At 71.3% G+C, this 26,478-nt stretch carries 22 protein-coding genes; 12 read left to right on the forward strand and 10 right to left on the reverse strand.

The annotated features are described in order from the left end of the window. Positions 1–519: 519 nt before the first annotated feature. Both ACZ4Z4_RS14745 and ptsP read left to right on the forward strand, forming a co-directional pair. Positions 520–969 carry a PTS sugar transporter subunit IIA gene (locus ACZ4Z4_RS14745; protein ID WP_468326899.1) on the forward strand — a complete coding sequence of 150 codons (450 nt, stop codon included), beginning with the start codon at positions 520–522 and terminating at the stop codon, positions 967–969. A 77-nt stretch (positions 970–1,046) separates the two neighbouring features. Next, on the forward strand, positions 1,047–2,717 hold the full coding sequence (gene ptsP / locus ACZ4Z4_RS14750) for a phosphoenolpyruvate--protein phosphotransferase (protein ID WP_468326900.1): 1,671 nt from the start codon (positions 1,047–1,049) through the stop codon (positions 2,715–2,717). Positions 2,718–2,787: 70 nt separating this feature from the next. Here the strand turns inward: ptsP and ACZ4Z4_RS14755 are convergent, their stop codons facing one another. Further along, positions 2,788–3,684 (reverse strand): hypothetical protein, encoded by an 897-nt coding sequence (locus ACZ4Z4_RS14755; protein WP_468326902.1) that lies wholly within the window; start codon positions 3,682–3,684, stop codon positions 2,788–2,790. Positions 3,685–3,774: 90 nt separating this feature from the next. Further along, positions 3,775–5,760: an acetoacetate--CoA ligase gene (locus ACZ4Z4_RS14760; RefSeq protein ID WP_468326903.1), complete on the reverse strand. Its 1,986-nt coding sequence runs from the start codon at positions 5,758–5,760 to the stop codon at positions 3,775–3,777. A gap of 214 nt (positions 5,761–5,974) precedes the next feature. Here ACZ4Z4_RS14760 and ACZ4Z4_RS14765 point away from each other — a divergent pair, with 214 nt between their 5' ends. Beyond that, complete coding sequence (locus tag ACZ4Z4_RS14765; RefSeq protein ID WP_468326905.1) at positions 5,975–8,338, forward strand: glycoside hydrolase family 31 protein; 2,364 nt, start codon at positions 5,975–5,977, stop codon at positions 8,336–8,338. A 95-nt stretch (positions 8,339–8,433) separates the two neighbouring features. Here the strand turns inward: ACZ4Z4_RS14765 and ACZ4Z4_RS14770 are convergent, their stop codons facing one another. Further along, on the reverse strand, positions 8,434–8,964 hold the full coding sequence (locus ACZ4Z4_RS14770; RefSeq protein ID WP_468326907.1) for an NUDIX domain-containing protein: 531 nt from the start codon (positions 8,962–8,964) through the stop codon (positions 8,434–8,436). 72 nt (positions 8,965–9,036) lie between these two features. Between ACZ4Z4_RS14770 and ACZ4Z4_RS14775 the strand changes: the two genes are divergently transcribed. The 5 genes from ACZ4Z4_RS14775 (at position 9,037) to glpK (ending at position 14,230) form a co-directional block, all read left to right on the forward strand. Next, positions 9,037–9,843, forward strand: coding sequence for a M15 family metallopeptidase (locus tag ACZ4Z4_RS14775; protein ID WP_468326908.1), 807 nt, complete (start codon positions 9,037–9,039; stop codon positions 9,841–9,843). A gap of 62 nt (positions 9,844–9,905) precedes the next feature. Then, on the forward strand, positions 9,906–10,352 hold the full coding sequence (locus ACZ4Z4_RS14780) for a Zn-ribbon domain-containing OB-fold protein (protein ID WP_468326910.1): 447 nt from the start codon (positions 9,906–9,908) through the stop codon (positions 10,350–10,352). Beyond that, on the forward strand, positions 10,349–11,539 hold the full coding sequence (locus tag ACZ4Z4_RS14785) for a lipid-transfer protein (RefSeq protein WP_468326911.1): 1,191 nt from the start codon (positions 10,349–10,351) through the stop codon (positions 11,537–11,539). The genes ACZ4Z4_RS14780 and ACZ4Z4_RS14785 overlap by 4 nt, the downstream gene beginning before the upstream one ends. A 382-nt stretch (positions 11,540–11,921) precedes the next feature. Further along, positions 11,922–12,677: an MIP/aquaporin family protein gene (locus ACZ4Z4_RS14790; RefSeq protein ID WP_468326912.1), complete on the forward strand. Its 756-nt coding sequence runs from the start codon at positions 11,922–11,924 to the stop codon at positions 12,675–12,677. A gap of 32 nt (positions 12,678–12,709) precedes the next feature. Beyond that, positions 12,710–14,230, forward strand: coding sequence for a glycerol kinase GlpK (gene glpK, locus ACZ4Z4_RS14795; RefSeq protein ID WP_468326914.1), 1,521 nt, complete (start codon positions 12,710–12,712; stop codon positions 14,228–14,230). A gap of 60 nt (positions 14,231–14,290) precedes the next feature. Here the strand turns inward: glpK and ACZ4Z4_RS14800 are convergent, their stop codons facing one another. From ACZ4Z4_RS14800 to ACZ4Z4_RS14820, 5 genes are read right to left on the reverse strand one after another with little or no spacing between them, the layout of a single operon-like run. Then, on the reverse strand, positions 14,291–14,896 hold the full coding sequence (locus ACZ4Z4_RS14800; protein WP_468326915.1) for a GTP-binding protein: 606 nt from the start codon (positions 14,894–14,896) through the stop codon (positions 14,291–14,293). Next, positions 14,877–15,005, reverse strand: a complete 129-nt coding sequence (locus tag ACZ4Z4_RS14805) for a hypothetical protein (protein WP_468326916.1) — start codon at positions 15,003–15,005, stop codon at positions 14,877–14,879. Before ACZ4Z4_RS14805 ends, ACZ4Z4_RS14800 begins: the two co-directional genes overlap by 20 nt. 11 nt (positions 15,006–15,016) lie before the next feature. Next, positions 15,017–15,463, reverse strand: coding sequence for a DUF742 domain-containing protein (locus ACZ4Z4_RS14810; RefSeq protein ID WP_468326918.1), 447 nt, complete (start codon positions 15,461–15,463; stop codon positions 15,017–15,019). A 9-nt stretch (positions 15,464–15,472) separates the two neighbouring features. After that, positions 15,473–15,913 (reverse strand): roadblock/LC7 domain-containing protein, encoded by a 441-nt coding sequence (locus ACZ4Z4_RS14815; RefSeq protein ID WP_468326920.1) that lies wholly within the window; start codon positions 15,911–15,913, stop codon positions 15,473–15,475. Then, the gene (locus ACZ4Z4_RS14820; protein WP_468326922.1) at positions 15,910–18,963 is read right to left on the reverse strand and encodes a sensor histidine kinase; all 3,054 of its coding nucleotides are present in this window, start codon (positions 18,961–18,963) and stop codon (positions 15,910–15,912) included. Before ACZ4Z4_RS14820 ends, ACZ4Z4_RS14815 begins: the two co-directional genes overlap by 4 nt. A gap of 472 nt (positions 18,964–19,435) precedes the next feature. Here ACZ4Z4_RS14820 and ACZ4Z4_RS14825 point away from each other — a divergent pair, with 472 nt between their 5' ends. Beyond that, the gene (locus ACZ4Z4_RS14825; protein ID WP_468327655.1) at positions 19,436–19,978 is read left to right on the forward strand and encodes a hypothetical protein; all 543 of its coding nucleotides are present in this window, start codon (positions 19,436–19,438) and stop codon (positions 19,976–19,978) included. Positions 19,979–20,096: 118 nt separating this feature from the next. On the opposite strand, the gene ACZ4Z4_RS14830 is transcribed toward ACZ4Z4_RS14825, so the two are convergent. Together ACZ4Z4_RS14830 and ACZ4Z4_RS14835 are read right to left on the reverse strand one after the other, a co-directional pair. Continuing rightward, a complete protein-coding gene (locus tag ACZ4Z4_RS14830; protein WP_468326924.1) occupies positions 20,097–21,332 on the reverse strand; it encodes an NAD(P)/FAD-dependent oxidoreductase in 1,236 nt (411 codons plus the stop codon). After that, positions 21,329–21,667, reverse strand: a complete 339-nt coding sequence (locus ACZ4Z4_RS14835; protein ID WP_468326926.1) for a bifunctional 3-phenylpropionate/cinnamic acid dioxygenase ferredoxin subunit — start codon at positions 21,665–21,667, stop codon at positions 21,329–21,331. Before ACZ4Z4_RS14835 ends, ACZ4Z4_RS14830 begins: the two co-directional genes overlap by 4 nt. A 191-nt stretch (positions 21,668–21,858) precedes the next feature. On the opposite strand from ACZ4Z4_RS14835, the gene ACZ4Z4_RS14840 reads away from it, so the two are divergent. The 3 genes from ACZ4Z4_RS14840 (at position 21,859) to ACZ4Z4_RS14850 (ending at position 26,440) form a co-directional block, all read left to right on the forward strand. Then, entirely contained in the window at positions 21,859–22,689 is an 831-nt protein-coding gene (locus tag ACZ4Z4_RS14840; RefSeq protein WP_468326928.1) for an IclR family transcriptional regulator, read from the forward strand. A gap of 224 nt (positions 22,690–22,913) precedes the next feature. Further along, positions 22,914–23,999 (forward strand): S-(hydroxymethyl)mycothiol dehydrogenase, encoded by a 1,086-nt coding sequence (locus ACZ4Z4_RS14845; RefSeq protein ID WP_468326930.1) that lies wholly within the window; start codon positions 22,914–22,916, stop codon positions 23,997–23,999. Further along, positions 23,996–26,440: a GcvT family protein gene (locus tag ACZ4Z4_RS14850; RefSeq protein WP_468326931.1), complete on the forward strand. Its 2,445-nt coding sequence runs from the start codon at positions 23,996–23,998 to the stop codon at positions 26,438–26,440. Before ACZ4Z4_RS14845 ends, ACZ4Z4_RS14850 begins: the two co-directional genes overlap by 4 nt. Positions 26,441–26,478 lie beyond the last annotated feature (38 nt).

A 26,478-nucleotide genomic window follows, 5' to 3' on the forward strand; every position in this document is an offset into this window, starting at 1 on the left:
TGACTTTTGGCACGCTGTTGAGTTCTCAAGGAACGGACGCTTCCTTTGTACTCACCCTCTCGGGCTTTCCTCCGGGCGCTTCCCTTCGGTGTTTCTTTTGTTCTTGCGTTTCCGACTCTATCAGACTCTTTCGTGTCCGATTTCCTCGGTGCCTTTCCGGTTCCCGCTCCGGCCTTTCGGCTTTCGCGTTTCCCTTTCCGGCGGTTCCGACTTTATCAGGTCTCATTCGTCTCTCTGACCACGGTCACCGCGAACATGCGGAACCGATCCCAGGGATAGGATCTGATGTGAAGGATGCCGCCGGGGCCGGACGCTTGCGTCCCACGGCCTCAGGCAGGAGTACGACTGTACATCGGGCATCGCGCCGGGCGCAAATCGTTTGTGCGCTGCCTCTACGTCCTTGAACCGGGACCACTCATGCGGAACCGGGACTTCCTATGACTTACCCTTCTGAACAGCGCGTCGTCCCGGACAGGTGGTGACGACGGCTATGAATCTCCACCCCCTGGGAGGCTTGCCATGACCAGCGTTTCGTCCCCGCTTGCAGGACGCGCCATTGGGCTCTCTGCTGTACCGGATCCCGTGTTCTCAGGTGCGATGGTCGGGCCTGGCACGGCTATCGATCCCGTGCGGGAGCCTTCGGAGGCCGTCTCTCCCGTGGACGGCATCGTCGTCTCCCTCCACCCCCACGCGTTCGTGGTGGTCGACGACCAGGGTCACGGTGTGCTGACGCACCTGGGCATCGACACTGTCCAGCTCAATGGTGAGGGCTTCGAGCTGCTCGTCAACAAGGGCGACACCGTGCGGCGCGGTCAGGCCGTGGTCCGCTGGAACCCGTCCGCCGTCGAGGCGGCCGGCAAGTCCCCGGTGTGCCCGATCGTGGCGCTCGAGGCCACGGCCGAGTCCCTCTCCGACCTCGTCGAGGCCGGCGACGTGAAGGCCGGCGACGCGCTCTTCAGCTGGCAGTGACGGCATCGCCGTCGCTGACGGCAAGCACGACAACCACCGCGGCGGCTGGACCCGTCGCACTACCGGAGACGGGTGAAATGGAGACAACGCTGCGAGGCGTCGGTGTCAGCCACGGTGTGGCGATCGGCGAGGTTCGGCACATGGGTACGGCTGTGCTCGAGCCGCCGGCCAAGCAGATTCCCGCGGAGGAGGCCGAGCGTGAACAGGGGCGCGCTCGCCAGGCCGTGGAAGCTGTCGCGGCCGACCTGAATGCACGCGGCAACCTGGCGGGCGGCGAAGCGCAGGCGGTGCTCGAAGCGCAGGCCATGATCGCCCAGGACCCGGAACTCATGTCCGACGTCGACCGGCGCATCACCGTCGGCAGCACGGCCGAGCGCGCCGTCTACGACGCGTTCTCCCACTACCGCGAACTGCTGGCCGGTGCCGGTGAGTACATGGCCGGCCGCGTGGCGGACCTCGACGACGTGCGGAACCGTATCGTCGCGCGTCTGCTGGGCGTGCCGATGCCCGGCGTTCCGGACAGCGACCAGCCGTACGTACTGATCGCGCGTGACCTCGCGCCCGCGGACACCGCGCTGCTCGACCCGGCTCTGGTGCTCGGCTTCGTCACGGAAGAGGGCGGTCCCACCAGCCACAGCGCGATCCTCGCGCGGGCGCTCGGGGTGCCGGCCGTCGTGGCGCTGCCCGGCGCCGGTGAGCTCGCCGAGGGCACGGTCGTCGCCGTGGACGGCAGCACCGGTGAGATCTTCGTGGACCCGAGTGAGGAGAAGCGGGCGCAGCTGTCGGCCGCCGCCGCCGAGCGCAAGGCCGCGCTGGCCGCCTCGACCGGTCCGGGTGCGACGTCCGACGGGCACAAGGTGCCGCTCCTCGCCAATGTCGGCGGCCCCGCCGACGTGCCGGCCGCGGTCGAGGCGGGGGCCGAGGGCGTCGGACTGTTCCGTACCGAGTTCCTCTTCCTGGACGACAGCACCAAGGCGCCGTCCGAGGAGAAGCAGATCGAGGCCTACCGCAAGGTGCTCGAGGCCTTCCCCGAGGGCCGGGTCGTCGTGCGGGTGCTGGACGCCGGTGCTGACAAGCCGCTGGACTTCCTGACGCCGGCCGACGAGCCGAACCCGGCTCTCGGTGTGCGGGGTCTGCGGTCACTGCTCGACCACCCCGAGGTGCTCCGCACGCAGCTGACCGCGCTGGCCAAGGCCGCCGAGGGGCTGCCCGTCTACCTCGAGGTCATGGCCCCGATGGTGGCGGACCGCACCGACGCCAAGGCCTTCGCGGACGCGTGCCGTGAGGCGGGGCTGCGGGCGAAGTTCGGCGCGATGGTCGAGATCCCGTCGGCCGCGCTGCGGGCGCGCTCGATCCTTCAGGAGGTCGAGTTCCTGTCGCTGGGCACCAACGACCTCGCCCAGTACGCCTTCGCCGCCGACCGGCAGGTGGGTGCGGTGTCCCGGCTTCAGGACCCGTGGCAGCCCGCGCTGCTCGACCTGGTGGCGATGTCCGCCGAGGCGGCGAGTGCCGAGGGCAAGAGCTGTGGCGTGTGCGGCGAGGCGGCTTCGGATCCGCTGCTCGCGTGTGTGCTGACCGGTCTGGGTGTCACCTCCCTGTCGATGGGTGCGGCGTCCATTCCTTACGTGCGCGCGACGCTCGCGAAGTACACGCTGGCGCAGTGCGAGCGTGCCGCGTCGGCGGCTCGTGCCGCGGACAGTGCCGAAGAGGCCCGCAAGGCGGCGCAGGCGGTGCTGTCGGGCGAGTAGATCGCCTGCGAGCAGGCTGATTGCGTTCCCGAGGGGCGCTCCACCGGTCGGTGGGGCGCCCCTCGGGCGTTCAGTGGGTGTGTCCTCCGCCGTCGGGGGTGTCGGGTTCGAGGTCGGGTGCGGCGCAGTAGTCGACGCCGGATTCCGGGGAGACGAGTTCCCCGGAGATGGCGTCGGTGCAGTACGCGTCGAAGACCTCGGCCGCGTTGAGAGGCTGGAGCCGGCCGCCGTGCATGCGCCAGCCGTGGACGCGGTCGCGGGTGCCTTCGGCGCTGGAGCGCAGCACCATGCCGACCGCGCGGTGGGTGGCGATGCCGACGGCCAGGACGGTGGCGAACTCCAGGGCCTCTTGGTCGTCGAGCAGGGCGCGGCCGTCGGCCTCGATCTCGATGTGCAGTGCGGCCAGGAGCGTTTGGGGGTGGGAGGGGACGCTGCACACCAGGTGCCGGGTGCCCGGGCGGGAGGTGTCGAGGGCCCGCGTGATCAGTTCGGAGGCTCGGTCGAAGGCGGCTCGGCCGATGTCCTCGCCGCAGGTGGCGCAGGTGCCGGCGCGGGCGAGTTGCAGTGTCGCGTACTCCCAGGTGGCCCGGCGGACCGCCTCGTCGACGAGGTCGGGGACGAGGTCGGCGAGGGGCTGGCCCTCGTACGGAACGGTGGGGCCGCCCGAGGCCAGTTCGGCGGTGAAGCGGGTGCGGCTGTCCGGGGTGTCCGGGTCGAGGCCGGTCTCCGCGCAGTACGCCTCGTACTCCTGGGGGTCGAAGAGCGCGATGGTGGTGTGGCCGCCCTGGGCCGCGAGGGTTTTGAGGAGGGCCTCGACCTGCTGGAGGTAGATCTCGTGGTCGTCGAAGGTGAAGGTGCGGTAGCGGCGCATGGCCGCGAAGTCCTCCTCGTCGGCCAGCAGGCCGATGGTTCCGGCGACTTCGCGGCGCAGTGCGCGTCGCATCGTGTCGTGTCGGGTGTGCGCCATGATTTTCCCCCTGCGTACGGTCGATCAATGCTCACTCACAGTAACGAGGGGCACTGACAACAGGCGGTGAGCTGGGGAAAGGCGCTCGTGTCAGGCGCGCTTGCGGGCCAGGTCGGCGTAGAAGTCGAGGAGTTCGATGCGGTCGACGGAGCCGGGATTGACCGCCTTGTCCAGAGGTGTCCCTTGGAGGAGGCGCTTGACCGGGACCTCGATGCGCTTGCCGGTGAGGGTGTGCGGGACGCCGGGGACCTCGATGACCTCGTCCGGGACGTGGCGCGGTGAGAGCTGCTCGCGGATGGTCCGCTTGATGCGGTCGCGCAGGGTGTCGTCGAGGGCGGCGCCTTCGACGAGGTGGACGAAGAGGGGCATCCAGTAGCCGCCGTCGGGCTGTTCGACGCCGATGACGAGGGATTCGCGGATCTCCGGGAGCCGTTCGACGGCTTCGTAGATGTCGGCCGACCCCATGCGGACGCCTTGGCGGTTGAGTGTGGAGTCGGAGCGGCCGTGGATGACGACCGAGCCGCGTGAGGTGAGGGTGATCCAGTCGCCGTGGCGCCAGACGCCGGGGTAGGTGTCGAAGTAGCTGTCGTGGTAGCGGGTGCCGTCCGGGTCGTTCCAGAAGTGGATGGGCATGGACGGCATGGGATTGGTGACGACGAGTTCGCCGACCTCGTCGGTGAGTGGTTTGCCCTGGGGGTCCCAGGACTGCAGGTCCGTGCCGAGGCAGGGCGCCTGGAGCTCCCCGATGTGGACGGGGAGGGTGGGGACGGCCCCTGCGAAACAGGAGCAGACGTCCGTGCCGCCGCTGACGGATGCCGTCCACAGGCCGCCCGGGGTGTCGGCGAATTCGTCGTGCAGCCAGCGGAAGCCGTCGGGCGGCAGCGGAGAGCCCGTGGTGGCGACGCAGGTGACGCGGGAGAGGTCGAAGTCCCTGGCGGGGTGGATGTCGGCCTTGCGGCAGGCCATGACGTACGCGGCGGAGGTGCCGAAGAGGGTGGCTCCGGTGCGCTCGGCGATGCGCCACTGGGCGCCGGTGTCGGGGTGGCCGGGGCTGCCGTCGTACAGGACGATCGTGGTGCCCGTGAGGAGACCGGAGACGAGGAAGTTCCACATCATCCAGCCGGTGGACGTGTACCAGAAGAAGCGGTCGTCGGGGCCGAGGTCGCAGTGGAGGCCGAGCTGCTTGAGGTGTTCGACGAGGATGCCGCCCTGCGACTGGACGATTGCCTTGGGCAGACCGGTGGTGCCGGAGGAGTAGAGCACCCACAGGGGGTGGTCGAAGGGCACCGGTTCGAAGGTGGGTGCCGTGTCCCCCGAGGTGAGGGCGGACCATTCCAGGGCACCTTCGGGGGCTTCGGTGCCGAGCAGCGGGATGTGGACGACGGCGCGGAGAGTGGGCAGTTCGGCGCGGAGTTCCGTGACGGTGTCGCGGCGGTCGTGCTCCTTGCCGCCGTAGCGGTAGCCGTCGACGGTGAAGAGGACGACCGGTTCGACCTGCTGGAAGCGGTCCAGGACGCTGCGGGCGCCGAAGTCGGGGGCGCAGGACGTCCAGACGGCGCCGACGGCCGCGGTGGCCAGGAGGGCGACGACGGCCTGCGGGATGTTCGGCAGGTAGCCGCTGACGCGGTCTCCGGGGCGTACACCCAGATCGCGCAGTTCCGCGGTGAGGGAGCCGACTTGGCGGCGGAGCTCGGCCCAGGTGACGGGCTGGGGGTCGTGGCTCTCGTCCACGTGGAGGAGGGCGGGGGTGTCCGCGCGCGCGGGGTCCTCGGCGGCGCGGAGTGCGTGCTCGGCGTAGTTGAGGGTCGCTCCGGGGAACCACTCGGCGCCGGGCATGGCGCGGTCGCCCAGCACGCGCGCGTAGGGGGTGGTGAAGCGGACGTCGAACCAGTCGGTGACGGCTTTCCAGAACGTCTCGAGTTCGGTGACCGACCAGCGGTGCAGCGCTTCGTATCCCCCGTCGGCCGGGGCTCCGTAGTGCTCGGCCGCCCAGGCCTGGAAGCGGGTGACCTGCGCTTCGGCGATCCTCTCGGGGCTCGGCTGCCAGAGCGGCGCGGGGTTCGCTGAGGACGTCATGGGGCGGCTCCCGGACTGTACGCGTCGTATGCGTGTGGGGTGCGCACGTGCTGGGTGTGCGCGTGAACACGGCTGCAAGGACGATGCCACGTGATCGACTTCCGCACCAGGGTCTGCCTCACATGGTCGGCCCGTGGGACATGTGTCGTAGCACCAGGTGAACGGGAGCTGAACGCGGTCCGCACACGGCTTCTTCGGTGGCAGGGTAAGCAGCATGAACGGTCGTGACCTGGTGCGTTCGGTGAAGGTGGTCGGCATGGGCGGCACGGCGCGGGGGTTGCGCACGGTGCGCTCCTCGTGGCGCAGGTGGCGGGCGGACGCGACGGGGCTGACGCCCCGGGGTGCGGAGCGGGCGCGGGTGCCGGGGGCCGTGTCGGGGATGGAGCCGGCGCCGGGTGGTGGTGTGGTGCGGTTCGCCCGCTCCGAGCTGCGGGTGCGGGTGACGGTCGGCGGAGCGGTCTTCCTGGGCTGGGACGGGGCGGAGCCGGAGCCGTCGTACGCGGTGGCGGGCCAGAGCCCCGAGCCGGATCCGCGGGCCGTGCTCGAGCCCGACAAGGAGGGCGGCTGGCGGGTCGTGTCGGAGCGGGCGACGGTCGTCGTCTCGCGGCACGGTGCGGTGGAGCTGCGCACGCCGGGTGGTGTGATGCTGCGGCGTGATCTCCCGCCGCGTTGGTGGGAGCCTGCCGAGGGGGGTGCGGCGCGCTGGGTGCAGCGGTCGGAGGTGGCGGCGGACGCGCGGTTCTTCGGTCTGGGCGGGCGTTCCCGCGGGCCACGGTTGCGGAACGGGACGTACCGGCTGTGGAACACCGATCCGGGCGGCTCCTTCGGGCCGGACGACGACCCGCTGTACATCACCATGCCGGTGCAGATGGTGGTGGCGGATGCCGCCACGCACCTGGTCTTCCACGACAACACGTGGGAGGGCGATGTGTCGGTGCGTGAGGGGGTGCAGGGTGACGGGTCCGGTCATGACCGGGCCGGTGCCTGCGAGGTGCGGATGAGTGGCGGGCCGCTGCGGTCCTGGGTGATGGTCGGTACTCCCGCGCGCGTGATGCACGCGTGGGCGTCGCTCACCGGCCTGCCCGCGCTGCCGCCGTCCTGGGCGCTGGGGCACCATCACGCGCGGTGGGGTTTCGGCAGTGAGCAGGAGGTGCGGCGGATCGTCGCCGGCTATCAGGAGCGTGAGCTGCCGTTGGACGTCGTCCATCTGGACATCGACCACTACGAAGCGCATCAGGTCTTCACCGTCGACAAGGAGCGCTTCCCCAAACTGCCGCAGTTGGCGGACGAGTTGCGCAGGGACGGGATCCGGCTCGTCTCGATCATCGATCCTGCGGTGAAGTCCGAGCGGGGCGTCGAGGCGTACGACAGCGGGATGAGGGCCGATGCGTTCGTGCGGGATGGCGCGGGGCGGCCGGTGCGCGGTGTCGTGTGGCCCGGAGAGGCGGTGTATCCGGACTTCACCGACCCGCGCGCGCGTGCGTGGTGGGGTGGTCTCTACGGAGAGCGTATCGAGCAGGGGTTCGCGGGCTTCTGGCACGACATGAACGAGCCGGTGTCGTTCGCGGCGTTCGGTGAGACGACGCTGCCCCGGTCGGCGCGGCACTCCCTGGAGGGGCGTGGCGGCGACCATCGGGAGGCCCACAACGTGTACGCCCTGGGGATGGCTCGCGCCGGGTATGAGGCCCTGTGTGCGCTGCGTCCCGAGGAGCGGCCCTTCTTGTTCTCACGTTCCGGGTGGGCGGGGATGCAGCGCTACGGAGGTACGTGGTCCGGAGACGTGTCCTCGGACTGGGCGGGGCTGCGGGCTTCGTTGGCGCTGGTGCTGGGGCTCGGGTTGTGCGGGGTCCCTTATTCGGGGCCTGATGTGGGTGGTTTCGGTGGCAGTCCGTCGCCGGAGCTGTATCTGCGGTGGTTCCAGTTGGGGGCGTATCTGCCGCTGTTCCGTACGCACGCGGCGATCGGGGCCGGGCGGCGCGAGCCGTGGGAGTTCGGTGAGGAAGTGCTGGGGCACGCGCGCGAGGTGCTCGTCGAGCGCAGGCGGCTGTTGCCGTACTTCGTGACGCTCGCCCATCTCGCGCGGCGGACGGGTGCCCCCTATGTGCGGCCCTTGTGGTGGGGGAATCCTGAGGACCGGGCGTTGCGGGACTGTGAGGACGCGTTCCTGCTCGGGGATTGCCTGTTGGTGGCGCCGGTTCTGGAGTGTGGTGCGGTACGGCGGTCGGTGCGGTTTCCGGCGGGGCGCTGGTACGACACGGCGACCGGCAAAGCGTACGAGGGGCCGGGGAAGGTGTTGGTGGACGCTCCGTTGGGGCGCATTCCGGTGTTCGCGCGCGCGGGCACGGTGTTGCCCGTGCGCGGGCGCGACGGTGGCCTGGAGCTGGAGGTCTGGGCGCCGGCCGAGGGGCGTACCGGTGGTGGTGTCGTGGTCGCCGACGCCGGTGACGGCTGGGCGGAGGCGGAACTGGAGCGGTTCACGACGCGGTGGAGCGCGGGGCGGGTGGTCGTCGAGCGGGACGGCGGCGAGGACGGGCCCGCACCGGGGCGTCCGGTGCGGGTACGGGGGCTCGACGGCTGAAAAGCATGCGCAGGGGCTCGACGGCTGAACAGCGTGCACAAGGGCTCGACGGCTGAGGAGCGTGCGCGGAGGGCGAGTCTTGAGGGCTGCCGCAGTCAGTAGCGGCCCTCGAACCACGCCCGTGCCGCCAGCGTGTGCAGCGGGAAGGCGAGCTCACCGGGGCGGCGCAGCAGGTCCCAGCCCTCGGTCTCGTCGGTCGGCGCGGGCGCCGGCAGGTCGGAGACGGGCCGTGCGGGGAGGAGGCCGAAGAGCAGGAGATATCCGTCGGGGGCGCTCATGGCGTCGGCCAGGCGGACGTCGCGGCTCTCCGCGCCGATGCCGGTCTCTTCCTTCAGCTCGCGCACGACCGCGTCGCGCCAGTCCTCCCTGTCGTCGATGAACCCGCCGGGCAGGGCGAGGCCGCCGAGCGCGGGGGCGATGGTGCGGGTCACGACGACCAGGCCGGTGCCCTGTGTGTCGTATGCGGGCTGGACGGCGACCGCCACGGGCAGCGGGTTGCGGTAGGCCACTGTGCCGCAGGCGGCGCAAGTGCGGGGCCAGCCGGATGGCTGGTCTTCGTAGGACGCTCCACAGCTCGAACAGTGGGAGCCGGGACCGGAGTTGGTGGTGTGTGGGGATGCGGACACGCCGCGGACTGTATCCGATCCCCGATGCGTCGGTCTTTCGCGGGTGGCGGAGAGCCTGATAGACGCAGGGGCATGACAGGAATCGTCCCCGCTCTGCGGAATCTCGCCGTCGGTGCCGCCGCTCTGCTGGCCGTGGCCGCCGCTCCGTCCCCCGCGCAGGCCGAGCCCGAACCGAAGGCTCCGGAGGAGTTCGTCGCGCTGCGTGACGTCGACCCGACGATCATTCAGGAGATGCGCTACTTCACCGCGCACAACTTCGTCGGGGAGCCCATCGACGGCTATCGCAAGCCGATGTGCATTCTCACCGAGCCCGCGGCGAAGGCACTCCACAGGGCGCAGCGCGCGCTCCTGCGCAAGGGCTACTCCCTGAAGGTGTACGACTGTTACCGGCCGCAGCGGGCCGTCGACCACTTCGTGCGCTGGGCCAAGGACCTCGCCGACGAGCGCATGAAGGCGGAGTTCTATCCCCGTGTCGACAAGTCGCGGCTTTTCGCGGACGGTTACATCGCGGAGAAGTCCGGGCACAGCCGCGGCTCCACGGTGGATCTGACGGTGGTGCGGCTGCCTGCCCTGCCGACCCGTCCGTATCTCCCCGGAGAGCCCCTGACGCCCTGCTTCGGTCCGCGGAACGAGCGCTTCCCCGACAACTCCGTGGACATGGGGACGGGGTTCGACTGCTTCGACACGCTGTCGCACACGAACGACCCGCGGATCGACGGGAAGCAGCGGGCCAACCGTGATCTGCTGCGGAACACCCTGGGCAAGCAGGGCTTCGTCAATCTCCCCGAAGAGTGGTGGCACTTCACCTACAAGCCCGAGTCGTTCCCCGACACCTACTTCGACTTCCCCGTCTCGCGGCGGTCGTTGCAGGGGACGTAGCGCGGGCGGGACCCGCGTGGCACACTTCTGACGTTCCGTCAGATCCAGTGCCTGGAGGAGCCTTGTCGCGTACGCGCACACCCGTAGTGGCCAACTGGTTCGCCGGGGAGGGCGAGGACTTCAGGCTTCTGGGCACGCGTTGCTCCGCCTGCGCCTGTGTCTTCTTCCCTCGCGAGGACGGGTTCTGCCGCAATCCCGGCTGCGGGGGCGGCGAGCTGGCCGAGGTGCCGCTGTCGCGGCGCGGGCGCGTCTGGTCGTACACCGACAGCCGCTACCGGCCTCCCGCACCTTACGTCTCCGACCCGGAACTTCCGTGGGAGCCCTACGCGTTGATCGCTGTGGAGCTGGTGGCCGAGCGCATGGTGGTGCTCGGGCAGGCGGTTCCCGGAGTCTCCGTCGCCGATCTGGAGGTCGGCATGGAGGTCGAGGTCGTCCCCGGGGTGCTGAACGAGGACGACAGGACGACGTGGACGACCTGGCACTGGCGGCCTGTGGGGGTGGGCGCATGACCGGAGAGGTGGCGGTGCTCGGCGCGGGCATGCACCCTTGGGGCAAGTGGGGGCGCGGGTTCGTCGAGTACGGAGTGGCGGCGGCGCGCGCGGCGCTCTCGGACGCCGGGGTCGACTGGCGGGACGTGGGCTCGATCGTCGGTGCGGACACGGTGCGCGGCGGCTATCCCGGTTACGTGGCCGGGGCCACGTTCGCCAAGGCGCTCGGCTGGCAGGGCGCGCGCGTGGCGAGTGTGTACGCGGCGTGCGCGTCCGGCGCCCAGGCCATCGACGCGGCGCGTACGCAGATCCTGGCGGGCAGGGCCGACGTGGTTCTGGTGGTCGGCGCCGACGCCGCTCCCAATGGGTTCTTCCGGCCCGCCGGCGGGGACCGGCCGGACGATCCCGACTGGCTGCGGTTCCGGGTTCTCGGGGCGACGAACCCCGCCTACTTCGGCCTGTACGCACGCCGCCGGATGGCCGTCCACGGCGACACACTGGAGGACTTCGCGCAGGTCAAGGTGAAGAACGCGGCGGCGGGCGCACGCAACGCGAACGCGCGCTACCGCAAGGCGGTCACCGCCGAGGAGGTCGCCGCATCCGCCGTCGTGGCCGACCCGCTGCGGCTGCTCGACATCTGTGCCACCTCGGACGGCGCCGCGGCCCTGGTGCTCTCCAGCATGCGGTTCGCGCGGCGGCACGGGGCGGCGGATCCGGTGCGCATCCGCGCGGTGTCCACGGTCACGCCGACGTATCCGACGACGGTGCTCGACCTGCCGGACATCGCCACGGACTCGGCGGCGGTCGTGCGCGCCGCCGACGGGACGTTCCGCGCGTCCATCGCCCGGGCCGCGTACGAAGAAGCGGGCATAGGCCCCGAGGACATATCGCTGGCGGAGGTCTACGACCTGTCGACCGCCCTGGAACTGCAGTGGTACGAGGACCTGGGGCTGTGCGGCGAGGGCGAGGGCGCCAAGTTGTTGCGCGACGGGGTGACCTCACCGGGTGGGCGCGTGCCCGTGAACACCAGTGGGGGGCTCGCCTCCTTCGGGGAGGCGGTGCCCGCCCAGGCCATCGCCCAGGTCTGCGAAGTGACCTGGCAGCTGCGAGGGGCCGCGGGGGCACGGCAGGTCGAGGGGGCACGTGTGGGAGTCACCGCCAACCAGGGGCTGTTCGGGCACGGGTCCTCGGTGGTGGCGGTGCGCTGACCCCGTCCGCGGGGCCCGCCGGTGGCTCACCACGGGCGCCTCGGGGGAAGCCCACGCGCCGGTTAACCGTTGCCGTCCGCGACCTTGACGCTCCATCACCATCGGTGAACACTTCCGGGTGTCAGTCGGCGTCGCCGCACTTCGGCTCCACGCGCCCAGGGCCTCTGCGCGCGCGAAGGGTCAGCACAAAGGGCCTGTTCACCGGGTCATCCCCCATGGGCGATTCGACTGCGACGGCACGCTCGTCATGGACGCCGGGCGGGGTTCGGGAGACCTCTGCCGCCGGCTGCGTCAGCCGGGCGTATCCAGGCAGCGGTCGTGAGAACGCACCCTGCACGGAGGACCGGGGCGCACCGCCCCGGGCCAGGGCCTAGGAGCCGCCATGTACTCGAACGGGGACATCTTCGTCGGTGAGGTCATCGGCACCGCGATTCTCATTCTTCTCGGCGCCGGCGTGTGCGCCGCCGTCACGCTCAGCCATTCGAAGGCGAAGGCCTCCGGGTGGGTCGTCATCGCCTTCGGATGGGGCTTCGGGGTGCTCGCCGGGGCGTACACCGCGGGCCCGCTCTCCGGCGGTCACCTCAATCCGGCCGTCACGCTCGGCATCGCGATCGACACCGGCAAGTGGGACAAGGTCTGGATCTACGTCCTCGGGCAGATGGTGGGCGCGATGCTCGGCGCCGTCCTCGCCTACCTCGTATATCTCGCGCAGTTCAACGCCAACGTCACGCGCGGCGTCAAGGACAAGGTGACCAGCGCGCACGAACCGACGCCGACGCTCGGCATCTTCTCCACCATCCCGGAGATCCGGAACCCCGTCGCCAACATCGTCACCGAGGTCATCGCGACCGTCGCCCTGGTGCTGCCCATCCTGGCCTTCGGGCTCACCGAGGGGCTCGGTGAATCCGGCACCCAGACGCTGATCGTGGCCTTCCTGGTCGTCGGCATCGGCCTCTCCCTCGGCGGCCCCACGGGCTACGCCATCAACCCGGCGCGCGACCTCGGTCCGCGCATCGTGCACACCTTCCTGCCGATCCCCAACAAGGGGACGTCCGACTGGGGTTACGCCTGGGTCCCCGTGGCCGGACCGCTGATCGGCGGCGCCCTCGCGGGCCTCATCTACAACGCAGCCTTCTGAGTCGTCTCACCAAGGGTCATCAAGGGGTAGCCATGCCGGACAGCTCCGAGAAATTCGTCGCCGCCATCGACCAGGGCACCACTTCGAGCCGCTGCATCATCTTCGACCAGGACGGCGCGATCGTCGCCGTGGACCAGCGGGAACACCGCCAGATCTTCCCCAAGCCCGGCTGGGTGGAGCACGACGCCACGGAGATCTGGTCCAAGGTGCAGGCGGTGGTCGCGGGCGCCATCGCGAAGGCCGGGCTCCGCGCCGACCAGGTGAGCGCGCTCGGCATCACCAACCAGCGCGAGACGACAGTCCTGTGGGACCGCGCCACCGGCAAACCCGTGCACAACGCGATCGTGTGGCAGGACACCCGCACCTCCGGGCTCTGCAACGACCTGGGCGGCGCAGACGGCCAGGACCGCTTCCGCGAGCAGACGGGGCTGCCCCTGGCGAGCTACTTCTCCGGGCCCAAGGCCGCCTGGCTGCTCGACAATGTGCCGGGGCTCAGGGCCCGCGCCGAGCGGGGCGAGATCGCCTTCGGCACCATCGACTCCTGGCTGATCTGGAACCTCACGGGCGGCACCGACGGCGGCCGGCACGTCACCGACGTCACCAACGCGGGCCGCACCATGCTGATGAACCTCCGGACGCTCCAGTGGGACAGCTCGATCCTGTCGGCGATGAACATCCCCGAAGCGGTCCTGCCGGAGATCAGGTCGTCCGCCGAGGTCTACGGCACGGCCGTGGGCCAGCTCTCCGGAGTGCCCGTCGCCTCCGCCCTGGGTGACCAGCAGGCGGCCGTCTTCGGACAGGCCTGCTACGACACGGGAACCGCCAAGAACACCTACGGCACGGGCAGCTTCCTGCTGCTCAACACCGGCAACCGGCCCGTCCCCTCGAAGAACGGGCTGCTCACCACGATGGGCTACAAGATCGGCTCCGAGGCGCCCGTGTACTGCCTGGAGGGGTCCATCGCGATCACCGGCGCGCTGGTGCAGTGGTTCCGCGACCAGCTCGGCATCATCCGCAGTGCCGACGAGATCGAGCCGCTCGCGGCGAGCGTGGACGACAACGGCGGGGCGTACATCGTGCCCGCGTTCTCCGGCCTGTACGCGCCCTATTGGCGCTCCGACGCGCGCGGTGTCGTCACCGGGCTCACCCGGTACGTCACCAAGGCGCATCTGGCACGGGCGGTCCTGGAGGCGACCAGCTGGCAGACCCGCGAGGTCGTGGACGCCATGTACCAGGACTCCGGAGTGCGGATCACCACCCTCAAGGTGGACGGCGGCATGACCAAGAACAACCTGCTGATGCAGCACCAAGCGGACGTCCTGGGCGTGCCCGTGATCCGCCCCAAGGTCTCCGAGACCACCTGTCTGGGCGCGGCGTACGCGGCGGGCCTCGCGACCGGCGTCTGGCACGACCTCGACGAGCTCAAGGCGCACTGGCAGCAGGACGTGGAGTGGGCGCCGCGGATGGACGCCGCGTCGCGGGACCGCGAGTTCCACAACTGGCACAAGGCGGTGGAGCGGAGCTTCGGCTGGCTGGAGGACGGCGCGGGCTGAGCCGGGCAGAGCTGCGGCCCGTACCCCGGTCGGCGGGGGTACGGGCCGCTGTGTGCGCGGCTACGGGACGGCGTGCGCGCGGGCGGCCGCGGCCGCCGCCATCGCGTGTTCGACGACGTCGATGAGGACTTCCTTGACGGACTCGCGGTCGCGCGCGTCGCAGAGCACGACGGGCACTTCGGGGTCGAGGTCCAGCGCCTGGCGCACGGTGTCCGTGGGGTAGCGCGTGGCGCCTTCGAAGCAGTTGACGCCGACGACGAAGGGTATGGAGCGCCGTTCGAAGTAGTCGATGGCGGCGAAGCAGTCCTCCAGGCGGCGGGTGTCGGCGAGGACGACGGCGCCCAGTGCCCCGGTGGCCAGCTCGTCCCAGAGGAACCAGAAGCGGTCCTGTCCGGGGGTGCCGAAGAGGTACAGGACGAGGTCCTCGCGCAGCGTGATGCGGCCGAAGTCCATGGCGACGGTGGTGGTGTGCTTGCCCGCGACGCCACGGGTGTCGTCGACGGGGCGGCCGGCCTCGCTGAGGGTCTCCTCGGTGCGCAGCGGCCTGATCTCGCTGACCGCGCCGACCAGGGTCGTCTTGCCGACGCCGAAGCCGCCCGCCACCAGGATCTTCAGCGTGACCGGCTCGACGGGGGCCTTGCCGCGCTCACTGCGCCTGAAGATCATCGCTCACTTCTCCTGCTTCGGTGGTGTCACGCGGGGCCGGTCCGTATCCGCCGCCGCCGGGGGTTACGTCGTACTGGTGGCGGTCGTTGCCGCACGTGACGTTGTTCATCGTGCCGCTGTTCAGAGCGCCCGGAGGCCGCTGATCACGTCGCGCAGAATGCTCTCGTCCGGGAGCTCGGCAGGGGGCACCGGACGGGTCACGTGCACCAGTTCGTCCTCGACGAGATCGCCGATGAGGACACGGACCACGCCGATGGGCAGGTCGAGTTCGGCCGCCAGTTCGGCGACCGACTGGGGCGTGTCACGGCAGAGCTCGACGATGTCCACATGCTCCGGAGACAGCGTCTGGTCGGCCTCGTGGACGCCGGACGCCCGGTCCTCGGTGATGACGACCGCGATCAGGTCGAGCCGGTGCTGCCCGGGGCTCGTGGTGCGGCCGCGTGTCATGGCGTACGGACGCACTACGGGACCGGCGTCGTCGTCGAACCAGCGGGGCGCCTCCTGCGCCTTCGGTAACTTCCGCGTGGCCTCTGTTGTTCTCTGCGTCCCTCGACCGTCTTCGCTCATGACCTCCCACTACCCCCCGGCGGGCAGATCCGTGCGCGGCGCCGTACCCAGATGCACACCGACCCGCTTGACCAGCAGCGTCATCTCGTACGCCACCAGGCCGACGTCGGAGTCCGCTTCCGCGAGGACGGCGAGGCAGCTGCCGTCGCCCGCGGCCGTGACGAAGAGGAAGGCGTCGTCGAGCTCGACCACGGTCTGCCGGACCCTGCCCGCCTCGAAGTGCCTGCCGACACCCTTGGCGAGGCTGTGGAACCCGGAGGCGACGGCTGCGAGGTGCTCGCTGTCCTCCCGGGTCAGGTTCTTCGACACACCGGTCGGCAGGCCGTCTCCGGAGAGCACGAGCGCCTTGCGGATGCTGGCGACGCGCTCCACCAAGTCGTCGAGGAGCCAGTTCAGCTCCCCCCTCCCGCCGGGTGTGGTGGTGCGTGCGTCGGCATTCGGTGCGGTCATCGACCGTCCCCCTCGGGTGTCGTTCCTGGTGCTGTGCCGTTCGTGGCGTCGTCGCCCGCGGCGTTCTCGTCGCGGCCGCGCTGCCAGCCCCGCTGGAGCGAGGCCATGCGGCTGCGTACCTCGTCCGCGTCGCGCTCCTCGGGCCGGGTCTCGGCCCGTCGGGGGCGGCGGTCGGGTCCGTCCTTCAACTGCGGGGCCAGGCTGGCCTGCCGGACGCGGCGGGGCAGCCCGCCCGTAGCGGTCGTGTCGGAGTCGGGCGCCGCCGACGGCCGCAGCCCGGTGCCGTCCCAGGGGGCACGGTCCGGGGTGGCGCGGTCCTGGGCAGCGGTGTCCGGGATGGCGCGGTTCTGAGCGGTGACGCGGCGGCCGCGCCGGGGAAGGTCCGTCGAGACGTCGTCGACGGCCGTCACGTCGCGGTGCGGCGGCGACAGGTCGGGCCAGGCGGGCTGCGACCGCGGGCGCCGTGGAGCCTCGTCCTCGGCGGCCGGGGCGAGCGGCCTGCTCTCCGGGTGCCTGCTCTCCGCATGCCTGCCTTCCGGGAAGCGGCTGTCAGGCTGCCCCTCGTCCGGGAAGCGGCGGCTGTCCTGCGAGGACCAGCTGCTCTGCGGGGATCGGCCGTCCTGCGGCCCGGTCTCCGGGAACCGGCTGTCCTGCGGCCCGGTGTCCGGGCTGCGGCTCTCCTGCGGCCTGGCGTGCGTCACCGGGCGACCGTTCGAGCGGACCAGTTTCGGGGTCCTGCGGCGCGGCAGCGGGACGGGCCCTCCGGAGTGGGCGTCCTCGCCGGCGTCGTCCTCGGCTCCGATGGGCGCGGCGTCCCGGCGGGTCGGCTCCCCGCGGCTCGTCTCCCGGTCGTCACGGGCCTGCTGGTGCTGCTCGCCGGGCGTGCCCGCCACCCGGCGGCGCGGCCGGAAGAGGCCACCGCGCTCGCTCTCCTCGTCGCCGAGGGCGCCGGGGAAGGCGTCGAGGTCGGCCAGGCCGACGGGCGCCTCCAGCTCGACGGGGCCGTCCAGGACGGAGGCGGGCAGCCCCGGCAGCTGCACGGGCACCTGGGCGAGCGCCGCCGTACGGTCGACCCCCTTGCCCGAGCCCGCCACGGACTCCTTGGTCTGCGCCCGGTCGAACCGGAAGCCCGCGCCACCCGTGTCGGGCACGTCGTCGGTGAGCAGCGACTCGGGAATGAAGACGACAGCGGTCGTGCCGCCGTACGGAGAGGGCTGCAACGACACGCGGACGCGCTGGCGCTGCGCGAGTCGGCTGACCACGAACAGACCGAGCCGGTCGGTGTCGGACAGTTCGAACTCGGGGGTCTCCGCGAGCCGCAGGTTGGCGTCCAGGAGGGCGTCGGCCGTCATCCCGAGGCCGCGGTCGTGGATCTCCAGAGTGAAGCCGTTGGCGACGTGCTCGCCGAGCACCTGCACGGCGGTGTGCGGCGGCGAGAACACCGTGGCGTTCTCCAGGAGTTCGGCCATGAGGTGCGTGAGGTCGGCGACCGCGGGCCCGGTGACCGCGATGCGGGGCAGGCGGCGCACCTCGATGCGTTCGTAGTCCTCGACCTCGGCGACGGCCGCGCGGACGACGTCCATGAGCTGGACCGGCTTGCGCCACTGACGCGACGGGGCGGCGCCGGAGAGGATCACGAGGCCCTCCGCGTGCCGCCGCATGCGGGTGGTCAGGTGGTCGAGGCGGAACAGGTCGGCGAGCTCGTCGGTGTCCTCGGTCCTGCGCTCCATGGTGTCCAGGAGGGTGAGCTGCTTGTGCAGCAGCACCTGGCTGCGGCGGGCGAGGTTGACGAAGACCTCGGAGACGCCGCGGCGCAGGTCGGCCTGTTTGACGGTGGCCTCGACGGCGGCGCGCTGCAATGTGTTGAGTGCCTGCCCGACCTGGCCTATCTCGTCCTTGCCGTACTCCAGCCGGGGCGCCTCGGTCTCCACGTCGACCTGCTCGCCCGCCGCCAGACGGCGCAGTACGCCGGGCAGCCGGACGCCGGACGCCTCGTGGGCCTCCAGCCGCAGCCGGCGCAGGTCGCGGATGAGGCTGCGGCCGATGCGTACGGACAGGAAGAGCGAGACCAGCAGCGCCAGCAGGCCGAGCACACCGGCCGCGATGACCCGCACCACGACTCCGACGGCGGCCGGCTCGACGCGGTCCTGGAAGCGGTCGGTCGCCGCGTTGTTGCTCTCGGAGAGCTGCTTGAGGACCCGGCCCGCGGCCTGGTCCCAGTGGCCGGACGTGACCGCGCGCTGCTTGTCGGGCCCGGACTCGATGATGTCCCGCTCGGCCTTGCGCAGCTGGGTGGTCTCGGTGCCGTTCCAGTAGCGCTCGTAGCGGGCGCGGTCGTCCTCGGGGAGCTGCGCGAAGTTCACCTCGAAGAGGAGGGAGCGCTGGGCGCGGAGCTCGGTGGCCTGCCGGATCTCGGCCTTGGTGATCCGCCCGGCGACGAGCGCCGAACCGATCAACGCGTCCTCGCGGGAGAGCAGTTCACGCGCGCGAGTGGCGCCGACGAGCGCACGGCCCTGCTGGTCGTACTTCATGTCGTCGAGACCGGAGAAGCCGTTGAGCGTACTGAGCAGGTCGAAGTAGGGGTCGATCAGCTTCGTGTACATCTTCAGGGCGCCGGCCCTGTCGATCGTGCCCTCTTCGACGCTCCTGCGCAGCGGCTCGATGCCGTCGAAGGCTTCGACGAGCTCGTCGAGCCGTTTCCGCGAGTCTCCGTTGACGCCGTCACGGACGTCCGGGTCCTGGGCGTTGGCCCGGATCTTGTCGACCATCTCGTCGGTCGCGGTCCGGCTGCGGCGCAGTGCGGCGAGCGCGTCGGAGGCCCGGGGGTCGGCGAGGTAGACGAGGGTCTGGCGGCGCTCCTGCTGGATCACGCGCGCCGTGTCCTCGACCGGGTAGGCGAGCTTGTCGACGACGTTCACCGTGTCGATGAGGCTCAGCGCCTGGCGACCGGTGACGACGGTGGCAAAGCCCCAGATCGCGGTGAGGGAGAGCAGCGGCACGAGCAGCAGCGCCACGATCTTCCGGCGGATGGACTTCCCGCGAAAGCGCATGGCCTCCCCCAGATCGGCCCCCTGCGGCCGTTGCACGGGCCAGGGGCACACATGTGCGTCAACAAACGGCGCGAGCCTACTACTGACTCACGGGCAACTCGAAGGCACATCCGAGCGCTTTTCAGCCGTGACGCGAAAGAGACGTCCCTAGTTGTCCCTCCATTACGGGAGATTGCGTCCCAGCATGAGGCACCTGCCGACCGGCCTCATCCGCCTTTCCCGGCACGCCAGTTGGCCTGATCTCTTCGCTCCGCGGAACCTGAGCGGGAATCTTTCGGATCTCTCGTTCGTCCATGAGGAAGAGAGCCGCGGATCGAGGAGAGGTCACCGGCGCGCCACCGGTACGTCACGGGGCAGGCGACATGAAGCGCGGCAAAACGGGCAGCCAGTGGTGAGTTGGCCCAGAGACCACCGTCGGAGACCACAGGGTGTCCCGTGAACGACCGCGAGCAGCGGGGGGAGTGACGAGATGATGGGCACGGCAGAGCGCCACAAGAAGTCCGGGGGCGGCGCGGAGGGGGACGGTCCGCAGGAGTGGCAGGGCGCGGCCGAGCGGCCGCCGTTGTGGGTCGAGGAGCCTGCCCGCAGAAGGCGGTTGCCCGATCCGGTGCGGACAGCCGCGGTGCGGGCCGTGATCATAGTGGCGGTCACCCTCGTGCAGGCGATGATCGCCTTCCTCGCCGCCCTGGCGGGCTCCTGGCTCTCCTTCCCCATGGTGCTGAGCAGCGTGGCCAGCACGGTCGTCGCCACCTGGGGCGTGCTCGACGTGTGGGTGACCCGCCAGGTGTGGAACCAACGGCACGGAGTCGTGTCGATGCCGAGCAGCACGGCACGGCGGCTGCGGCGCGAGCGGCGCCGGGCCCGCCGCGAGGCACGGGCCGTGGCGCGCGGGAAAGAACGCATACAGGGGTACGACCGCGTACAGGGATACGACCGCGTACAGGGACGCGATCGAATACAGGGGCGGGAGCGCGTCCAAGGACGGAGTGGGTCGGGGCAGTTGTCGCATTCCTGAGCTTCGGCGACGGAGTGGCCTCACGGGGGGTGGTGGTGCTGGTGGCACCGCTGGTGCCGGTTGTGCCCCTAGGGCGGCGATCACGGAGTCGTCCGCGGTCCCGGAGGTCACCACGGCCTCAGACCGCCGCGAGCTCCGAAGTCCGCTCCGCCGCCAAGGCCCTGCGCGCCTTCATGAAGGGACGGGCGCGGTCCACCGCGAGGACCGCCGTGGTCCTGCCCATGCGCTCGTACGCGGCGAGGAACCCGGCCCCACCGCCCTCCCCCAGCCCCTCCGGTGAGCCCTCGACGATGCGCACGGTGTCACCCTTGTCCCGGTGCCCGGCGAACTGCACGCGGGAGCCGTACTGATCCGACCAGAAGTACGGCAGGGAGCACGCCGACTCGACGGTGTGCCCGGCGAGCAAGTTGCGTACCGCGACGCGGGGTTGCTCCGTCGCGCTCGTCCAGTGCTCGGCGCGGACTCCGCCCACCCTGGCGACGTCGCCCACCGCGACGACCTGCGGCAGCGCGGTGACGCAGCCGATGTCGCAGAGGACGCCGTCGTCGACGGCGAGATGTGAGCCCGCGAGCCAGCCGGTGTTGGGGGTCGCCCCGATGCCGACGACGACCACGTCGGCGGGCAGCAGCCGGCCGTCGGACAGTTCCACGGCGGTGACAGCGCCCCCGGCGCCCTCCGCTCTCCCCGCACCCGGCGGCGCTTGCCGCGACGCGCCACGCAGTGCCGCCACCCCGACCCCCGTGAGGAGTCGGACCCCACCACGCGCGTACAGCCCCGCGCACACCGACGCCATCTCCGGTCCGAGCTGGGCCGCGAGCGGCAGGGGCGCGGCTTCGACGACGGTGACGTCATGGCCGAGTGCCGCGCACGAGGAGGCGGTCTCGGCGCCGATGAAGCCGCCGCCGATCACCACCACGCGACGCGGCCCGCTGGTCAGCCCGGCCCTCAACGCGCGGGCGTCGTCGAGGGTTCGGAGCGTGTGGACGCCCGCGAGCGGAGGCCCGGGGAGGCGGCGCGCCGACGCCCCGGTGGCGATGACGACGCCGTCCCCGGCCAGGGTGCGGCCGTCGTCGAGGACGACAGCGCGGCCGCGAGCGTCGAGGGCCCGTGCGCGCGTGCCGAGGATCCACTCGGCGGCGAGCTCCGCCACCTCCTCCTCATCTGCGAGGGCGAGTTGGCTCACGCTCAGGTCCACGGCCCCGGTGAGGAATCCCTTGGACAAGGGCGGCCGGTCGTACGGCGCGTGGGGTTCGTCCCCGATGAGGACCAGGCGGCCGTCGAACCCCTGGGCGCGCAGCTCCCGCGCGGCGTACAGGCCGGCGAGCGAGGCGCCCACCACGATGACGGTCCTCATGCCGCGGACCCCTTGTCGGCGGTCTCCGCGTCGGTGGGCGTGAGGCGTACGTGGACGATGCCGTCCTCGACGTACACCTGATGGACGCGTACGGGGCGGCGCGCGGGCAGGCAGACGGGTCGGCCGGTGCGAAGATCGAAGGACGCGGCGTGCAGCGGGCACTCGACGAGACACCCCTCCAGCCAGCCCTCCGACAGGGACGCGTCCTGGTGGCTGCACGTGTCGTCGATGGCGAAGAGCTCACCGTCGGCGTTGAACACCGCGACGGGCGGCGTGGTGTCGAGGCGGACGGCTTCGCCCGCGGGGAGGTCTTCAAGGCGGCATACGGGGATCATGGGCCCACCTAGTCAGTCCGGCTGAACGCGGTCCCGGGCCCTTGGGGGCCCAAGACTCTTCGGTAACATGACGTTTCGTATGACGCATGAGAGAGCGCCATACGCAACAGAATCCGGGTGGGGCGCCCATCGCGTCAAGGGCTTCCCGAGGACGCGGCTTCAACAGGCCGCCAGGTGGTGAGGTTTCAGGTATGACGGGCGACCGGAAACAGGCTGATCAGGGCAGGGAATCGCGCGGTGAGCCGCGGGAGAGGCAGGCGAAGGGCGCGGCCGGATCCGTTCAGTCCGTGGACCGCGCGGTGAGCGTTCTGGAGATCCTCGCGCGGCACGGGGAGGCCGGGGTCACCGAGATCGCCGACGAGTTGGGCGTCCACAAGTCGACGGCCTTCCGGCTCCTCGGCGTGCTGGAGAACCGGGGCCTGGTCGGCCAGGCCAAGGACCGCGGGAAGTACTTCCTGGGCGCCGGCGTACTGCGCCTCGCGGGGGCGGCGGCAGTGCGCATGGACATCTCGCAGGAGGGCGGCCCGGTCTGCCGCGAGCTCGCGGACGAGCTGGGCGAGACGGTGAACATCGCGGTCCTGGACGACGACGCCGCGGTCAACATCATGCAGGCCAGGGGCCCGGCCTCGGTGACCGCGCAGAACTGGCTCGGCCGGCGCACCCCGCTGCACGCCACGTCCAGCGGCAAGGTGCTGCTCGCCCATCTGCCGACGACGCTGCGCGAGGGCCTGCTGGCCCGCACCCTGCCCCGGCTGACCGAGCACACGGTGACCGGGACGGTGGCGCTGCGGCGGGAGCTGGAGACCGTGACCGGGCAGGGATTCGCCGTCGCGGTGGAGGAGTTGGAGGTGGGCCTCGCCGCGGTCGCGGCGCCGGTGCGCGCGCACGACGGCAAGGTGATCGGGGCGCTCAGCGCCTCGGGGCCGGTCTACCGGCTGACCGAGGAGCGGCTGACCGAGCTCGCCAAGCGCACCGTCGCGTCCGCCGTCGAGCTCTCCCGCCGCATGGGGTACGGCTTCTGAGGTTCGAATGCGAGGGCGGGGCCGGCACTCTCCGGCCCCGCCCTCGCGCGTGCCGTCGGCACCCCGGGCGCCCGACCGTTTCGCGAAGGCTTGACTCCACCCTCTTGACTCCACCCTCTTGACGGCCTCTTGATGGCGTTCCCACTATGTCTCTCATAGCGCAACCGATCGTGCAGTACGCAACAACTCCGCCACGCCGTGCGCAACAGCAGAGGAGTCTGGCCGTGCCCCACGAGGTCCGTGCCGTCGTCGCCCCGAAGAAGGGCGCGCCCGTCGAGGTGCAGACGATCGTCGTGCCAGATCCAGGCCCCGGAGAAGTCCTCGTCTCCGTACAGGCCTGCGGGGTCTGCCACACGGATCTGCACTACCGGGAAGGCGCGATCAACGACGACTTCCCGTTCCTGCTCGGCCACGAGGCGGCCGGCACCGTGGAGGCGGTCGGCGCGGACGTCGCCGGTCTGGTGCCCGGCGACTGCGTCGTGCTCGCCTGGCGCGCGCCCTGCGGGGCCTGTCGTTCCTGCCTCCGCGGCCGCCCCTGGTACTGCTTCGACTCCCGCAACGCCGCCCAGCCCATGACCCTCCTTGACGGCACTCCGCTGAGCGCCGCCCTCGGCATCGGCGCCTTCGCCGAGAAGACCCTGGTCGCCGCCGGGCAGGCCGTGAAGGTGGACCCGGCGGCCCGCCCCGAGGCCGTGGCCCTGATCGGCTGCGGAGTGATGGCGGGGTACGGAGCCGCGGTGCACACCGGCGGCGTGGGCCGCGGGGACACCGTCGCCGTCATCGGCTGCGGCGGCGTCGGGAACGCCGCGATCGCCGGGGCGTCGCTGGCCGGGGCGCGCCGCGTCATCGCCGTCGACATCGACGAGGGCAAGCTGGACGGCGCGACACGGTTCGGCGCCACCCACACCGTCAACTCGCGCGGCACGGACGCCGTCGATGCGGTGCGCGAGCTGACCGGCGGGCACGGCGTCGACGTCGCGATCGACGCGGTCGGCACCCCGTCGACGTACAAACAGGCCTTCTACATGCGTGACCACGCGGGCGTGCTCGTCCAGGTCGGCGTGCCCGATCCGGGGATGACCGTCGATCTGCCGCTGATCGACGTCTTCTCGCGCGGCGGCGCCCTCAAGTCGTCCTGGTACGGCGACTGCCTGCCCACCCGGGACTTCCCGATCCTCGTCGACCAGTACCTCAACCGCCGTCTCGACCTGCGTGGCTTCGTCTCCGAGACCATCCGGCTCGATGAGGTGGAGGAGGCGTTCGCACGGATGCGCAGGGGCGAGGTGCTGCGATCGGTGGTGGTCCTGTGAGCACCACCCGGCCCCGTGGGCCCCGCGTGGTCGTCATCGGGGCCGGTGTCGTCGGCTGCTCGCTCGCCGACGAGCTGACCGCCCGCGGCTGGACCGACGTCACCGTGCTCGACCAGGGGCCGCTGCCCGCGCCGGGCGGCTCCACCTCGCACGCGCCGGGCCTGGTCTTCCGGACGGGCCCCTCCAGGACGCTGACCGCGTTCGCCTCGTACACGGTGGAGAAGTTCACCGCCCTGGAGGTGGACGGTCTCCCGTGCTTCAACCCCGTGGGCGGCCTGGAGCTCGCCACCACGCCCGAGCGCTGGGCCGATCTGCACCGCAAGGCCGGATGGGCCGCCTCCTGGGGCGTGCGCGCCGAGCTCGTGGGCGCCGCCCGCTGCAAGGAGCTGTGGCCGCTCGTCGACGAGGCACGGGTGTACGGCGGTCTGTACACGCCCGGCGACGGCCTGGCCCGCGCCGTGTCCGCGTGCCGTGCGCAGTTGGAGCGGGCACGCGCGCGTGGAGCACGTTTTTTCGACCGGCACACCGTGACGGGCATCGAGCGGGACGGGGGCCGCGTCACCGGTGTCAGCACCGACCGCGGCACCTTCCCCGCCGACCACATCGTCTCGGCGGCCGGGTTCTGGGGTCCGGTGATCGGGCGCATGGCCGGTGTCGACGTGCCCCTGCTGCCGCTCGCCCACCAGTATGTGAAGACCACGCCCCTGCCGGAGCTCGCGGGGCTCAACGACGCGCGCACCGAGGCGTCGCGGCCGATCCTCCGCCACCAGGACCGGGACCTGTACTTCCGTGAGCACACCGACCGCGTCGGCATCGGGTCGTACGCCCACCGGCCGATGCCCGTCGATCCGTTCACGGTCCCGGCGTACGACGACGCGGAGACCATGCCGTCCTCGTACCCCTTCACCGAGGAGGATTTCGCGCCCAGTTGGGAGGAGTGCCGTCGGCTGCTCCCCGCCCTCCAGGGGGCGGAGATCGCGGAGGGCTTCAACGGCATCTTCTCCTTCACGCCCGACGGCATGCCGGTGCTCGGCGAGGCCCGTGAGCTGCGCGGCTTCTGGCTGGCCGAGGCCGTCTGGGTCACGCACTCGGCGGGCGTCGCCAAGGCGGTCGCCGAGTGGATGGTCGACGGACGGCCCTCGCTCGACCTGCACGAGTGCGAGCTGACACGCTTCGAGGACGCGCAGCGCTCCCCCGCCTATGTGGCGGAGCGCGGGGCACAGCAGTTCATCGAGGTCTACGACGTCATCCACCCGCTCCAGCCGCCGGACCACCCACGGCCCCTGAGGGTCAGCCCCTTCCACGTCCGGCAGCAGGAGCTGGGCGCGGTGTTCCTGGAGGGCGGTGGCTGGGAGCGCCCGCACTGGTACGAGGCCAACTCCCCGTCGGTCGCGGACATCGAGGTGCCCGCGCGTGACGCGTGGGCGGCCCGTCACTGGTCGCCCGTCGCGGCGGCCGAGGCCCGCGCCACCCGCGAGCGGGTAGCCCTCTACGACATGACACCGCTGCGCCGCCTGGAGGTCACCGGCAGCGGCGCCCTCGCCTTCCTCCAGCGCATGACCTCCAACAACCTCGCCAAAAGGCCTGGTTCGGTCACGTACACCCTCCTGCTCGACGAGGCCGGAGGCATCCGCTCCGATCTGACGGTGGCGCGGCTCGCCCCCGACCGGTTCCAGGTGGGTGCCAACTCCCCCGCGGACCTCGACTGGCTGCTCCGCCACGCCCCCGACGACGTGCACCTCAGGGACATCACCTCGGGGACGTGCTGCGTCGGCGTCTGGGGGCCGCTGGCCCGCGAACTGGTCCAGCCGCTCACGCGGGACGACTTCTCGCACGAGGCGTTCGGCTACTTCAAGGCCAAGGAGACGTACATCGGGCACGTGCCGGTGACCGCCCTGCGCCTGTCGTACGTCGGTGAACTGGGCTGGGAGCTGTACACCAGCGCGGATCTCGGGCTCCGCCTCTGGGACACGCTGTGGCAGGCGGGCCGCGCGCACGGCGTGATCGCGGCGGGCCGGTCCGCCTTCAACAGCCTGCGCCTGGAGAAGGGGTACCGGGCCTGGGGCCAGGACATGACGACCGAACACAGCCCCTACGAGGCCGGCGTCGGCTTCGCGGTCCGGATGAACAAGGGCGACTTCGTGGGGCGTTCGGCGCTCGAAGCGCTCGGGCCGCCCGCGCGCAGGCTCACCGCGCTGCTCCTCGACGACCCCGCGGCGGTCGTCCTCGGCAAGGAGCCCGTCCATGTGGGCGGCGCCCCCGCCGGATATGTCACCAGCGCCTCCTACGGGTACACCCTGGGCCGCTGCGTCGCCTACGCCTGGCTGCCGCCCCTCAAGCCGGGCACCGGCGTCCATGTGGAGTACTTCGGCGAGAAGGTTCCCGCGACGGTCGCCGAGGAGCCCCTGTTCGACCCGGAGATGACCCGCATCCGCCGCTGACCCCACCGCGGCTGGTCCGACCGCCGCCGACCGCCAGG

The organism is Streptomyces sp. NPDC030245 (assembly GCF_055572995.1).

Coding starts and splice junctions, on each gene's coding strand:
- ACZ4Z4_RS14745 (WP_468326899.1), top strand. CDS start 520: ATGACCAGCGTTTCGTCCCCGCTTGCAGGACGCGCCATTGGGCTCTCT.
- ptsP (WP_468326900.1), top strand. CDS start 1,047: ATGGAGACAACGCTGCGAGGCGTCGGTGTCAGCCACGGTGTGGCGATC.
- ACZ4Z4_RS14755 (WP_468326902.1), bottom strand. CDS start 3,684: ATGGCGCACACCCGACACGACACGATGCGACGCGCACTGCGCCGCGAA.
- ACZ4Z4_RS14760 (WP_468326903.1), bottom strand. CDS start 5,760: ATGACGTCCTCAGCGAACCCCGCGCCGCTCTGGCAGCCGAGCCCCGAG.
- ACZ4Z4_RS14765 (WP_468326905.1), top strand. CDS start 5,975: ATGAACGGTCGTGACCTGGTGCGTTCGGTGAAGGTGGTCGGCATGGGC.
- ACZ4Z4_RS14775 (WP_468326908.1), top strand. CDS start 9,037: ATGACAGGAATCGTCCCCGCTCTGCGGAATCTCGCCGTCGGTGCCGCC.
- ACZ4Z4_RS14785 (WP_468326911.1), top strand. CDS start 10,349: ATGACCGGAGAGGTGGCGGTGCTCGGCGCGGGCATGCACCCTTGGGGC.
- ACZ4Z4_RS14790 (WP_468326912.1), top strand. CDS start 11,922: ATGTACTCGAACGGGGACATCTTCGTCGGTGAGGTCATCGGCACCGCG.
- glpK (WP_468326914.1), top strand. CDS start 12,710: ATGCCGGACAGCTCCGAGAAATTCGTCGCCGCCATCGACCAGGGCACC.
- ACZ4Z4_RS14800 (WP_468326915.1), bottom strand. CDS start 14,896: ATGATCTTCAGGCGCAGTGAGCGCGGCAAGGCCCCCGTCGAGCCGGTC.
- ACZ4Z4_RS14805 (WP_468326916.1), bottom strand. CDS start 15,005: ATGAACAACGTCACGTGCGGCAACGACCGCCACCAGTACGACGTAACC.
- ACZ4Z4_RS14810 (WP_468326918.1), bottom strand. CDS start 15,463: ATGAGCGAAGACGGTCGAGGGACGCAGAGAACAACAGAGGCCACGCGG.
- ACZ4Z4_RS14815 (WP_468326920.1), bottom strand. CDS start 15,913: ATGACCGCACCGAATGCCGACGCACGCACCACCACACCCGGCGGGAGG.
- ACZ4Z4_RS14820 (WP_468326922.1), bottom strand. CDS start 18,963: ATGCGCTTTCGCGGGAAGTCCATCCGCCGGAAGATCGTGGCGCTGCTG.
- ACZ4Z4_RS14825 (WP_468327655.1), top strand. CDS start 19,436: ATGGGCACGGCAGAGCGCCACAAGAAGTCCGGGGGCGGCGCGGAGGGG.
- ACZ4Z4_RS14830 (WP_468326924.1), bottom strand. CDS start 21,332: ATGAGGACCGTCATCGTGGTGGGCGCCTCGCTCGCCGGCCTGTACGCC.
- ACZ4Z4_RS14835 (WP_468326926.1), bottom strand. CDS start 21,667: ATGATCCCCGTATGCCGCCTTGAAGACCTCCCCGCGGGCGAAGCCGTC.
- ACZ4Z4_RS14840 (WP_468326928.1), top strand. CDS start 21,859: ATGACGGGCGACCGGAAACAGGCTGATCAGGGCAGGGAATCGCGCGGT.